This is a genomic window from Sphingomonas sandaracina (assembly GCF_036663695.1).
Classification (GTDB): Bacteria; Pseudomonadota; Alphaproteobacteria; order Sphingomonadales; family Sphingomonadaceae; genus Sphingomonas.
Window position 1 is genome coordinate 16,505 of sequence record NZ_JAXOJK010000004.1, and the last position, 12,841, is coordinate 29,345.

Consider the following 12,841-nt stretch of genomic DNA (forward strand, 5'->3'; position numbering starts at 1 on the left):
GTAGGGGTGCTCGGAGCAACCGCGTTTGCTGCGGTATGCGGCCGACACAGCGCACATAATAGGCCGCCAGCCGACATTTAACCCTCGCCACGCTAGCGGCTGCACCGTTCGAACCACGGGCCGACGGAATAAATTTCAGCGCGTTCCTTGAACTTCGGATATTCTAAGATATATCGCAGACTATCGAAAAACATTATATTGGAAACATTCGAATGCGTGACGGTACAGGATTTGGAGCATGGGGCGGTGGTCCCCGCCATGGCGGACACGGTCGCCGCGAGCATGGCGACGACCATGGGCATTGGAAGGGCGGCGGGGGGCCAAGGGGCCGCGGTCGCCGGGTGTTCGACGGCGGCGAGATGAAGCTGGTCCTGTTGAAGCTGATTGGGGATGCACCGCGTCACGGCTACGACCTGATCCGCGAGATCGAAGGGCTCGCAGGCGGCAGCTATGCGCCGAGCCCGGGCGTGATCTATCCCACGCTCAGCACGCTCGACGACATGGGGCTGATCGAAGAGCAGAAATCTGAGGGCGCCAAGAAGCGCTTCGCGGTGACCGACGAGGGACGCCAAATCCTTAAGGACAATGCGGAGATACTCGGGGCGTTGTTCGCCCGGCTGGCGGCAGTGGGCGCCGAGTCCGAACGGACCGATGGTGCGCCGATCCGCCGCGCGATGGGCAATCTGCGGCAGGTGCTGCAGACGCGGCTGATGCGCGAGGATGTCGACGAGGATACGCTGCACGCGGTCGCGGGGCTGCTCGACGAGGCGGCACAGAAGATCGAGCGGCTCAAGTGAGCGCGTCGTCCACCATTTCGGTCGCCCGCGTGCCGACGCGCTCCGCGAGCAGATATCTTCAGCAGCTCGCCAAGCATTGGAGCCACAAGATGGAGGTGATCTTCTCGGAGGAAGAAGGGCGCATCACGTTTCCGAACGGCGCGATCGTGGAGATGCACGCGGATACCGACGCGCTCGATGTCGCCTTGACGGTGCCGGCGGGCGAGGACGTCGACCGGATGCGCCGCGTGGTAGCGAGTCACCTCGATCGATTTGCGTTCCGCGAGGCGCCGCTGACGTTCGATTGGGCAGTGGGGGCGTTGTCGACGAACACGGCAGGGCTCGCCTAGTTCGCCTGCCGGATAACCTCCTCGAGAGGACGATAAGGTACGCGCTGCGCGGTATCTGGGGAGCCGACAATCAAACCATTGGGGCAGTACCGATCGTCGTCCCAGCCGGGGTGATCGAGGATGGGGTAGAGGCATACGCCTTCGATTGGGACGCCGAGCGACTGGGCGATCTTCACCTCGCGCAGGATCATGCGCAGCCACGCAGGGCGGGCGCTGCCTTCGATGCCGGTTTCGGCGATGAAGATCGGGCGGCCATAGCGCGCATAGGCGTCGGCGAGGATCGCGTGGAGCGGGCGGCTGAGGGGGTGGTCGTACGACAATGGCGGGCCGCCGTGGATCCACTGGTTGTTGTGGTAGAAATTGACGCCGACGATATCCAGCAATGGCGCGCGTCCGCCGATCTGGGGCCAGGCTTTGCCCGCGATCATGTCCCACGCCTGGTATTGTGCGAGGCGGTGGCCTTCGGCGGCGGGGGCGTCGTTCGGGCGGGCGGGGTCGGTGATGACGTTGATGACCGGGTCGGCGTGGACGAACCTTGCGGCGGGGTCGACCGCGAGGATCGCCTCCATCGCGGCGATCGAGGCGCGGGCGAGTTGGACTTTGAGTTCGTAGCCCCGGCCGCGCGCGAACGGGTTGAGATAGGCTGCGTCGCCGCCGCCCCAGGCGAAGAACGAGATCTCGTTGACGGGGGCGTAGAAGCGGGTCTCGCCGGGCGCGGCCGGGCCGATGTGGCGCGCGGCGGCGGCGGCGAAGGCGGCGAAGCGCGTGACGAAGGCGGGCGTCCAGATATCGATGTCGTCGGGCCAGCCGTAATGGAGCAGGTCCCAGATGACTTCGGTGCCGATCGCCTTGGCGGCTTCCAGCTGGCGATCGAGGCTGGACCAGTCGTAGATGCCGGGTTCGCGTTCGATCAGATGCCAGCGCAGGCCGTCGCGAACGGTCAGGATGCCGAGCTTGGCGAGTTCGCTGTAATCGTGCGCGGCGAGGGTGTCGTGATGGCTGGCGGCGATGACGTCGACGCGCTTGCGGTCGTGCGCGCGGCGGTGGGTGGAGGATTCGAAGCCGCCTTGCAGGACGCTGCGGAAGAGTCCGGTTGGGTGGGGTAGGGGCGGCCGGTCGGACAGGACTTCGGCGAACAGGGTTTTCCAGCGGGGGACGACGGCGGCGACGGCATATTCGCTGTCGACCTTGGCGCGGAGGGCCGTGCCGAGGCGGGTCCGGAGCGTTGGGTCTTCGATGAGTTTCGTGATCTCAGCGGCAACTGAGGGCGGGTCTTCGTGGGGCACGAACAGGCCGCTGGCTCCGTCGACGATCTGTTGTTCGGAGCCGTTGTCGCGCGTTGCGATGACGGGGAGGCGTGCGGCGCCGGCTTCGGCGATGACGTGCGGCATGCCTTCGCCGCGGGATAGCCAGACGAAGATGTCGAGTGCGGCGAGTAGGTCGGGCACGTCGTCGCGGTCGCCGAGGAAGGTCAGTGCGGTGTCGAGGCCGAGCGCGTGCGCGCGGTTGCGGAGTGCGGCGGCGTATTCGGGGATGAAGGCGTCCGGTCCGCCGATGATGACGAAACGCGCCCGGAGGTGGCGGGCGTGGACGAGCGCGGCGGCTTCGATGAAGTCCTCGACGCGTTTCTTCGGGTCGAGCCGGCCTAGCCAGCCGATCAACGGTACGTCTTCGGCGATCCCTAGCGTCGCACGGATGGGGGCGCGGCGCACGGGGTCGAAGGCGCGCGTGTCGACCATCGATGGGATCTCGATCGCGTGCTGTTCGCGGCCGGGCATGCGGCTCGCGGCGGCGTCGCGGATCGAGGCGCAGACGCCGACATAGCGCGTGGTGAAATGCTTGGGGCCGGCGAGCGCTTCGGAGACGAGGCCGCCATGCTCGATCAATGGCGGGCGGAGGTGCATGCGTTCGAGCGCGGGATAGATGTCCGCGACGTTCTGGCACGAGACGACCACGTCGTACGCGGGCAGCTTGCTCGCGAGGTAGGCGACGGTCTCGTCGAAGCCGAGTGCGTAGGGCGTGCGGTCGACGGGGACGCCGATCACTTCCAACTGCGCGTGCGTCTGTTCGGGCATGCCGTCTTTTCGGAAGCAGGCGACGACCTCGATCCGGTAGCGCGTCGGGTCCAGCGCCTGGGCGAGCAGGCGCACCTCCGTTTCCTCGCCGCCGACCACGAGCCAGGCGAAGACGAACAGGATGCGGATCGGGCGGGCGTCGACAGTGAGTACGGTACTCAATCGCCGACCTTGAACACGATCTGGAGGAATTCGGGCCGCTCGCCGACCAGCTTCGCGATGAACTTGGGGGCGTCGTCGTAGGGCACGACGTGCGTGATGAGCTGCGCGCGGATTTCGGAGCCGCGGGCGAGGAGGAGCTTCACCGTCTCGTTGGCGAGGCGGCGGCGGTCCCATTGGAAGCCGAGCCCGCGGGGAACGCGGTTGATCTGCGCGCAGCGTAGGTTGAGGCCGTTGTGGTGGAATTCCTCGCCGAGCCGCAGCCTGTCCGCGCCGCCCTGGTAGAAGGCGAGGTCGATCACGGTGCCCTGCGGCCTCAGCGCGCGCATCGCGGCGTGGAGGCTGGCGGCGTCGGCGCGAGTCTGGAACACGACGTCCGCACCGCGATCGTCGCCGCCGTGGAGCCAGCGCGCCTTGGCGTACGCCCAGGCCTGGTCCTCGGTCATCGCGGTAATGCCGAGGCATTCGGCGCGCAGGCGACGGAAGGGGGAGGGGTCGGCGATCACGACCTCGCTTGCGCCGGCAGCTTGTGCGAACAAGGCGGTCAGCATGCCGACGATGCCTGCGCCGATCACCAGCGCGGGGCGGCCGCGGATGCCGTCGCCGAGGTTGACGACGTTGGGTCCCAGTAGTTCGGCGTCCGCGTGGAGAATGCCGTTGGCGGCGATCGGACCCATCTGGCCGATATAGATGCCGAGGATCGGATCGAGCTCGGCTGGGAGCTTGGTCAGCAGGTCGTTGAACGGGTCCGCGGTGTGGCCGGTCTTGTGCCCGAACACCGTGCCGACGACGTCGCCGTTGGCGAAATCGTCGACCCGGCTGTCGCTGACGCGCGCGCATTCCATGTAGCCGAGGAACGGCACCGGATAGTGCGCGCTCGGCTCGCCGGGGACGAAGACGCCGCGGCCTGCGTCCCAGCGCGAGTGGAGATACGGGTTGCTGTTCTTGACGAAGGTGAGCTCGGTCCCGGCGGAAAACCCGGTGTAGAGCAAGTCGAGCCGGACCTGGCCGTCGCCTGGGGGTGCTTCGTCATAGCCGAAGAAATAGGCCTGACCGGGACGTTCGACGCCGAGCGAGCGGACGTGGCGCCACTCAGACATGGATCACCTCCCGCTCGCGAACGTCGATCGCGCGACCTTCGACGGCGGAGCGTTCGATCGCCAGCGCGAGGCGGAGCGTTTCGAGCGCGGCGGGGTAGGGGCAGCGGATGCGGTTCTCGCCCCCACGGACCGCATCGATGAAGTCGCGATCCTCCAGCACGACCGGATCGCTGCCGGTGCCGCGGACCGGACGACCGCGGCCGATGTCGATCATGACGTCGCGGTCGGTGAGTTCGATCGCGAGGCCTTCGCCGAACAAATGGAGGCCGACGCGGTGGTTCCAGTTGAGCAGGCAGGTCGATGCGAAGTTGGCGATCGCGCCGCTGGCGAAGGTGAGCATCGCGGTGCTGGTGGTGGCGACGTCGAGGCCGGGGAAGGCGGCGCGGTCGATGTGGCCCGACTGGCCGTAGACGCGGACGACGTCGCCGACGAGATAGCGTGCGAGATCGACGAGATGCGTCGTCTGTTCGAGCATCTGTCCGCCCGATGCGTCCTTCTTCCACCACCAGCGCGGCGGTGGGGTGGAGTCAAGCCAATAGCCCGACAGGAGGCGGGCGGGGGTGGCGGAGAGCAGCGCCTTCACCTCGTCCACGGTATCGAGATAGCGCCAGTGATAGCCGACCGCGGTGACGAGGCCGAGCCGGTCGACGGCGGCGGCGACGTCCTCCGCGGTGCCGAGGTCGAGCGCGACGGGCTTCTCGACGAAGAACGGCAGCGTGTGCTCGATCGCTAGGCGTTCGGGTTCGCCGTGCGCGAACGGCGGCACGCAAATGTAGAGCGCGTCGAGCTCGACGGCCGCCAGCATCGCGGACGCATCGTCGAACGCACGCGCGCCGAAGCGGGCGGCGGCTTCGGTGGCGCGCGCCATGTCGACGTCGGCGACCGCGACGATCGCGACGTCGTCGAACTGCTCCAGCACGCCGAAATGGCGGTTGGCGATACCGCCCGCGCCGATGAACCCGATCCGTGTCCGCTCCACGCCGTCTCCCTTTGTGTTTTGGTCTTCCACGGCGGCGTAGACCGCGCGCGTGTCGGCGATCATACGATCGGCCGAGAATAGGTCCTGCTGGCGCTCGATCGCGGCGCTGGCCATTGCTTTCAGGCTGTCGCGGTCGGCTAGCAGCGTGACGACGGCATCGGCGAAACTGGGCGGGTCCGCGGCGGTCAGGCGACCGGTGACGCCGTCCTCGATCGCTTCGGCGTTGCCGGGTGCGACGGTGGCGACGACGGGGAGACCCGCGGCCATCGCCTCGAGCGCGACCAGCGGTAGGCCTTCGAATGCGGAGGGCAGGACGAGCAGGTCGGCGAGTGTCATCAGGTCGGCGACATCGCTGCGGGTGCCGAGCATGCGGACTGTGCCGGCCAGGCCTTTCGCTGCGATCGCTCGTGCAGTCTGGGTGAGGAGGGGCCCTTCGCCGGCGAGCAGCACGATCACGTCTGGATGCGCGGCGCGGATCGCGGGCAGCGCGTCGAGCAGGAGCGCGTGGCCTTTTTGCTCGGCGAAGCGCGCGACCATCAGGAGGACGGGGGCATTGCCGACGCCCCATTCGTCGCGGATGACGTCGCGCGAGCGCGAGGGGCTGTGTGCGCCGACTCCGTTGTGGATCGTCGCGACGAGTGCTGGATCGACGCCGGCTGCGCGGTGGCTGTCGCCGACTGCGTCCGAGACGCAGATCAGGCGTGCGAGCGCGGCTGAGGTGTCGCGGTGTTCGTCGCGTTGGGCGGGGTCGGTGAGGAGATAGGGGAGGTGCTCGGTGCGGACCACGGGCACGCCCGCCGCGTGCGCAGCGCGGACGGCGGCGTGGCCTTCCCAGCCGATACCGGCGTGGACGTGGACGATGTCGGGCGCGGCGCGGTCTAGCCAGCGAGCAAGGTTGGCATCGTCATCGAGCGCTTTTACCGCATAACCCTTGGCGGCGGCGTGTTCTAGTAAACCGGTGCCGGGCCGCGCGGCGACGACGATCTCGTCTCCGCCCAGTCCTTCGGCGAGCGTCATCATGTGTGCGCCGACGCCGGACGGGGCAAGGCTGTCGGTCAGCAGGCAGATACGGGTCATTCGGCGGCCATCACGGGGGGGTCAAGGACGGCGGACTTCGCGACCATACGGCGATAGGTGGCGAGTGCTTGCCCCACGACCTGGTCCATATTGTAGTAGCGATACGTCGCCAGCCGGCCGACGAAGGTCACGCCTTCCTCGGCATCCGCTAGCGCCTCGTAGCGTTTGAACAGCGCCTGGTTCTCGGGGCGGGGGATCGGGTAATACGGGTCGCCTTCCGCGCTGGGGAATTCGTAGCTGATGCTGGTCTTCGCGTGGAGCTGTCCGGTCAAATGCTTGTACTCGGTGATGCGCGTCTGCGGCACGGCTTCGTCGGGATAGTTGACGACCGCGACCGGCTGGAACTGCGCGACGTCGTGCGTCTCGTGGCGGAACTGGAGGCTGCGATAGGGGAGCTTGCCGAAGCGGAAGTCGAAATACTCGTCGATCGGGCCGGTGAAGACGATGTGGTCGACGTCAACGCGGTCGATCACGTCGCGGTATTCCACGCCGAGATCGAGCGTGATGCCGGGGTGGTCGAGCATCGCCTCGAACATCCGGGTGTAGCCGTTGGCAGGCATCGCCTGGAATTTGTCGGTAAAATAGCGGTCGTCGGTCGAGGTGCGGGTCGGTACGCGCGCGGTGACGGCGCGGTCGAGCTCGGACGGGTCGAGGCCCCATTGCTTCCGCGTATAGCCTCGGAAGAACGTCTCGTAGAGATCGCGCCCGACCGCGGCGACGACGACGTCCTCGGACGTGCGGATGTCCTCGACCGATTCCGCGCGGCTGGCGAGAAAGGCGGCGGCTTCCGCATCGTCATCGAGTGACAGGCCGTAGAGTGCGTTCAATGTGGTGCGGTTGATCGGCATCGGCACGAGCTTGTCGTCGACGCTGGCAAGCACGCGGTGTTCGTACCGGCGCCAGTCGGTGAAGCGCGACAGATAGTCGAACACGTCGGCGGAATTGGTGTGGAAGATGTGCGGGCCGTAGCGGTGGACCAGCACGCCCGCCGCGTCATGCTCGTCATAGGCGTTGCCGCCGATGTGCGGGCGGCGGTCGACGACAAGGACGCGCTGGCCGCTGTCCGCTGCGAGCCGCTCGGCTAGGACCGCGCCGGCGAACCCCGCGCCGACGATCAGCGTGTCGTAGCGTTCGCGCTTCGGGGCGGCGCGGAAGGTGCGTTTCGCGTGGAGGACGCGGTCGATCTCGGTGGCCATGGCGGTTTGCGTGCGGTCCCAGGATTGCGTGGCGAGCAGGCGGTCGGCTTCGTCGCGCCAGGCGCCATCGCGGGGGAGGGCAAGCGCGGCTTCGCAGGCGGTGACGAACGCGGGTGCGTCGGCGGCGATCGAGACGGCTGTTGCGTCACCGTAATGTCGGATCACGTCGACGATCGGTGTCGAGACGACGGGCAAGCCGCCGGCGAGATATTCCGGTGTCTTGGTCGGGCTGATGAAGCGTGTCGCGGCGTTGATCGCGAACGGCATCAGCGCGACGTCCCAGCCGGAGAGATAGGCAGGGAGTTCATTGTAACTGCGGCCGCCGAGCCAGTGGATGTTCGCGCGGCGTGGCAGGTGCGCGGGGTCGATCTTCACGACCGGGCCGATCATCACGAACGACCAGTCGGGTCGGTCAGCAGCGACCGCGTTGAGCAACGCTAAGTCGATGCGCTCGTCGATGACGCCGAAGAAGCCGAGCTTCGGGCCGGGGATTTGACGCTGGTCTTCGGGTTCGCTGTTGCCGGCGCGGGCTTGGGCGAAATGCGCGACGTCGACCGCCGAGGGGAAGGCGTGGACGTCGCAGTGACGGCCGCGCTTGGCTTCGTAGAGGCTGTAGCCGCCGGTGAAGACGAGGTCGGCGCGCGCGAGCAGTCGCGCTTCGCGGTCGAGCAAGGCGGGGTCGGCAAAGCGGAAGGCGGACAGCTCGTCCATGCAGTCGTAGACGACCGCGGCGGCGTCGAGATGCTCGGCGAACGGGAGCATCATCGGGGTGTAGAACCAGAGCAAAGGCTTGGCGCGAATGCTCGTCGCGACCAGCATGTCGAGGAGTTGCCGCAAGCCCGCCTCGACCTGCTCGGCGTTCCACCAATGCGGGAGGCGAGGACGCAACGCTATCACGTTATCGGCGGGAAACGGGTGGTGTTCGAGGAAGGGCAGCGGATGATCGCAGGGGATGTGTTCTTCCCAGACGAACACGCTCTGGGCTTGCGCGAACCGCTTCATCAGGTGCTGCGGACGCTGGGTGACGAAATCCCAGCGGAGGTGTGAGAAGCAGATCAGCGGCGGCGGCCCGGCATCGTCGATAGTGTAAAGGCTGGGGGTAGGTCCGATGCCGTGCACGCTCTTCCAATCCGCGAATCCGCGGTCATCCGCGTGAGGGTGCAAACCTATGCCGACTCGCCGAAGGCCGCTATGCAATTGTCATTGCTTTAAATCATGAATTTGCCCGATAATCTGGGTAAGCCGGGCAACGCTGTGCGGCCATGTCCATCGTGCAAGGACGGTGTTTCGCGGCCTGAAATCGCTCCAAGTATAGCGCAGCGTCATGATCGCGTCGGCAAACCCATCTGTTGAAGCCGTGATCCCCGTCTCGGGCAGGATGAATTGCAGTCCGCAGCGCAGGTCGGCATTCGCGAGCACGGGCAAACCGGCCAGCATGTATTCGGTGAGGATCGCGGGCGCGCCGTCGTTGATGCCACACACCACGCCGAACTTCGCGCGGTTCATCAGCCGGTTGACCTCGTCGATCGGCACGCCGGGCGGCCCGACGAATTCTATCGAGAGATTTTGGTCGCGGGCACGGTTGCGCAGCGCGTCGCCATCCTCGCCGTACCCGAAGACGCAGAGCGCACGCACATCGCGCGGCAGTTGCGCGAGCGCACCGAACAGGATGTCGTGGCGCTTGTACGGTTGCGCGGCGGCAACGTAGATCAGGTCGACATCCTTGGGCGTGTCGAGCGGGCGGAACTGGTCGGTCGCGGCGAACTCTGGACCGATCGGCAGGATCGCGGTCGGCATGCCGGGGTGGCGGGCCTCGACCTCGTCGGACTGCCATTGTGCGCCCGTCAGGACGAGATCGAACCGTTCGCTGACGTCCGGGGGAACGCGCAACGCGGGCGCGTCGATCGAATTGTAGATGATGATGCTGTCCGCACACAGGTCGAGCAGTTCGGGGGCGACGCCGAGTCCCAGTATGACGAGAATATGCGGCGCGCCGAACGTCCGCACGAACGCATTCATTTGCGACGAGACAAACGGCACATACTCGTCGTCGATTCGAAATGCGCGCCGCGCGAGAACCGCATTGTCCCGCCGGAACGGTGGCTGATCGTCACCGCGCCAGTAATGCCAGATCTCGGCCTGATCGACGGCGCCAGCGGCGACTAGGGCAAGCGGCAGGCGCTCCAGATACCCGCCCGTCACGTCCGCGCGCGCGAGATCGCCGGTCCACGGCAGGCACGCCGGATCTACCGCGTGCGACGGTAACGGCGCAGATTGCTGACGGCTTTTCTCCGGGAATGCGCCCTCGATCCAGTCGCTGATGACGACGACCGATTTCCGAGCCGTCAATGGTATCGCCATGTGTCCCCCCCCCCGGTATCGCGCGATCCCGGAACGCCGTTGGTCCGGTGTGAAAGTGATGCAGGCCTGGCCCCATTGGGGCCAGGCCTGCATCTGACCCGCAGCACGCGTGTCGACGTGCGGATCAGTCCTTGGCGCTGCCCGGCTCGGCCATCTTGCGATGCTGTTCGGCGAGCACCGATCCGGGGATGACGTTGGCAAGCACCCCCTGAACCTTGGTCTTCCAACCGGAGAAAATCGATGCCTTGCCACCCATCAGCGCGTCCCAGCCGTCCTTGGCGACATCGGCCGGATCGCTCTTGTTCGGATCCGTGCCGACGTCGGTGTCGTTCATGTCGGCGCGATCGAAGAATTCGGTATCGACCGGGCCGGGCATCAGCGTGGTCAGCGTGACGCCATCCGCATCCTTGATCTCGTTACGCAGCGCCTCGGTGAAGCTGTCAATGAACGCCTTCGAGCCGTTGTATACCGCCTGGAAAGCGCCGGGGATGTAGCCTGCGACCGACCCGGTCACGAGCACCTTGCCATCGTTACGCGCGACCATCGCCGGCATCACCTTCTGAAGAAGGTACAGCGTGCCCGTGATGTTGGTGTCGATCACGTTGCGCCAGTCGTCGACTTTCTGGTCGAGAAAGCCATGGCCGAGACCGTGGCCGGCATTGGCACACAAGATGTCCACCTTCCGCCCGGCGGTCGCGGCGAGAAGCGCATCGACGCCCTCGATCGTCGACAGATCCGCCTCGACCGCCGTCACGTCGGTGCCGAACTGCTTGAAGTCGGCGGCAGCGGACTGGATCAGTGCTTCGTTGGCGACGACGAGGATGTCGTAGCCGTCCTTCGCCGCGAGCGTGGCGAGTTCGAAACCGATGCCCGTCGAGGCCCCGGTGATGATCGCGAATTTACCGGCCATATCGTCCAATCCTCTCAATTGAAGCCGGGCTTGAGCACGACCTTGGTCACTTCGTTCTGGTTGTTCTTGAACATGTCATAGCCCATGGGCGCGTCCTCCAGGTCCATCCGGTGCGAGATCAGGAAGGTCGTGTCGATCTTGCCCTCCATGATCGCGTTGAGCAGCGCGGGCATGTAATGCTGGACGTGCGTCTGGCCGGTCTTGAGCGTCAGCCCCTTTTCCATCAACGCGCCGAGCGGGAACTTGTCGATGAACCCGCCATACACCGCGGGCATCGACACGCGACCGCCCTTGCGGCAGGCAATGATCGCCTGGCGGATCGAATGCGCGCGATCGGTGCCGAGGAAGGTCGAGGCCTTGATCTGGTCGATCACGTTGTCGACAAAGAAACCGTGAGCCTCCAGCCCGACGCTGTCGATTACCGCATCGGGACCGATCCCTCCGGTCATCACCATCAGCGCCTCATAGACCGCGCTTTCCTCGTAATTGATCGTCTCGGCGCCGAACTTCTTGGCGAGGTCGAGGCGATGTGGGAAATGGTCGATCGCGATGACTCGCTCGGCGCCCATCAGGAACGCCGACTGCACCGCGAACAACCCGACCGGGCCGCAGCCCCAGACTGCGACGGTATCGCCGGGCTCGATCTGCGCATTCTCCGCCGCCATCCAGCCGGTCGGCAGGATGTCCGAGAGGAATAGCACCTTCTCGTCCTCGACCCCGTCGGGAATGACGATCGGACCAACGTCGCTGAACGGCACGCGGACATATTCCGCCTGACCACCTGCATACCCGCCGGTCATGTGGCTATAGCCGAACAGACCGGCCATCGGCTGGCCGTACAGCTCTTGGGCGATGTCCTGATTGTCGGCGGGCAGACCGTTGTCACACGCCGAGTATTGGTGCTTGCCGCAGTGATAGCAGCTGCCGCACGCGATCGTGAATGGGACGACGACCTTCTGGCCCTTCTTCAGCGTCGACTTGGCACCGACCTCGACGACTTCGCCCATGAATTCGTGGCCGAGGATGTCGCCGGCCTGCATCGTCGGGATATAGCCATCGTACAGATGCAGATCGGAGCCGCAGATCGCAGTCGCGGTTACCTTGATAATACAGTCGCGCGGATTGACAATTTCGGGGTCGTCGACGGTATCGACGCGGACGTCGTGCTTACCGTGCCATGCAAGAGCGCGCATCAGCGTCGCTCCTCGATGAGAATTGCGCGCATCAGGCCATCTCCTCTTCACGTTGCTTGCGGTTCATCGCCGCGGTCGCGATCTCGCCGGTTTCCATGAGCTGCTTGAAACGGCGCAGGTCGCGGCGTGCCTGAATCGCCGGTTCGCGCTGGAACATCTTGGCAACCAACTTGCCGACGATTCCGGCGGGCGGATCATAGGCGATCGTCGCCGTGACGACGGTGCCGCGCGCGCCGGCGTCGCGGAACTCGACGCGGCCACTGTTGGCGACATCGGCGCCGGGCTCCGACGACCACGCAATCACAGTGTCCTGCGTCTCTTCGGTGACGACGGCGTCCCATTCGACAGTCTTGCCAGCTGGCGCCTTCACGACCCAGTGCGACCGCGTGGCGTCGAGGATGTCGATCCGTTCGACATTCTCCATGAAGGTCGGCAGGTTGGTAAAGTCGCGGAAATAGGCGAAGACTTCGCCGACCGGCCGATTGATCGTCACGGCCCGCGCCACGATTGAACTGCCCTTTTCGTCGGGAATCGCCGACGCCGCCAGGGCATCGCCCTTTTTCCAGGTCGTCGGTGGCGCGTCGTCGGTATGAACGGTATCGTCCGTCATGTCGGTTCATCCTGTCCTGAGATGGAGGCTCGTTCGCGCGGGTGACGGTGCCTTC

10 protein-coding genes are annotated in these 12,841 nt (G+C 66.0%); 2 read left to right on the forward strand and 8 right to left on the reverse strand.

Going from position 1 to position 12,841, the window contains the following annotated elements; translation table 11 throughout:
* Nucleotides 1-212 precede the first annotated feature (212 nt).
* Both U1707_RS13090 and U1707_RS13095 read left to right on the forward strand, forming a co-directional pair.
* Nucleotides 213-797: a PadR family transcriptional regulator gene (locus tag U1707_RS13090; protein WP_332800528.1), complete on the forward strand. Its 585-nt coding sequence runs from the start codon at nt 213-215 to the stop codon at nt 795-797.
* Nucleotides 794-1,126 carry a DUF2218 domain-containing protein gene (locus U1707_RS13095; protein ID WP_332800529.1) on the forward strand — a complete coding sequence of 111 codons (333 nt, stop codon included), beginning with the start codon at nt 794-796 and terminating at the stop codon, nt 1,124-1,126. Before U1707_RS13090 ends, U1707_RS13095 begins: the two co-directional genes overlap by 4 nt.
* On the opposite strand, the gene U1707_RS13100 is transcribed toward U1707_RS13095, so the two are convergent.
* From U1707_RS13100 to U1707_RS13135, 8 genes are all read right to left on the reverse strand, one after another.
* Entirely contained in the window at nt 1,123-3,363 is a 2,241-nt protein-coding gene (locus U1707_RS13100; protein ID WP_332800530.1) for a glycosyltransferase family 4 protein, read from the reverse strand. The two genes, U1707_RS13095 and U1707_RS13100, sit on opposite strands and share 4 nt — an antisense overlap.
* A complete protein-coding gene (locus U1707_RS13105) occupies nt 3,360-4,460 on the reverse strand; it encodes a zinc-dependent alcohol dehydrogenase (RefSeq protein ID WP_332800531.1) in 1,101 nt (366 codons plus the stop codon). Before U1707_RS13105 ends, U1707_RS13100 begins: the two co-directional genes overlap by 4 nt.
* A complete protein-coding gene (locus tag U1707_RS13110; RefSeq protein WP_332800532.1) occupies nt 4,453-6,516 on the reverse strand; it encodes a glycosyltransferase in 2,064 nt (687 codons plus the stop codon). Before U1707_RS13110 ends, U1707_RS13105 begins: the two co-directional genes overlap by 8 nt.
* A complete protein-coding gene (gene glf / locus U1707_RS13115) occupies nt 6,513-8,714 on the reverse strand; it encodes a UDP-galactopyranose mutase (RefSeq protein ID WP_443025707.1) in 2,202 nt (733 codons plus the stop codon). The genes U1707_RS13110 and glf overlap by 4 nt, the downstream gene beginning before the upstream one ends.
* Before the next feature lie 198 nt (nt 8,715-8,912).
* The gene (locus tag U1707_RS13120) at nt 8,913-10,073 is read right to left on the reverse strand and encodes a glycosyltransferase (protein WP_332800534.1); all 1,161 of its coding nucleotides are present in this window, start codon (nt 10,071-10,073) and stop codon (nt 8,913-8,915) included.
* Nucleotides 10,074-10,197: 124 nt separating this feature from the next.
* A complete protein-coding gene (locus U1707_RS13125) occupies nt 10,198-10,983 on the reverse strand; it encodes an SDR family NAD(P)-dependent oxidoreductase (protein WP_332800535.1) in 786 nt (261 codons plus the stop codon).
* Nucleotides 10,984-10,997: 14 nt separating this feature from the next.
* Nucleotides 10,998-12,176, reverse strand: coding sequence for a zinc-dependent alcohol dehydrogenase (locus U1707_RS13130; protein ID WP_332800536.1), 1,179 nt, complete (start codon nt 12,174-12,176; stop codon nt 10,998-11,000).
* A 31-nt stretch (nt 12,177-12,207) separates the two neighbouring features.
* Nucleotides 12,208-12,786, reverse strand: coding sequence for an SRPBCC family protein (locus U1707_RS13135; RefSeq protein WP_332800537.1), 579 nt, complete (start codon nt 12,784-12,786; stop codon nt 12,208-12,210).
* Nucleotides 12,787-12,841: the final 55 nt, after the last annotated feature.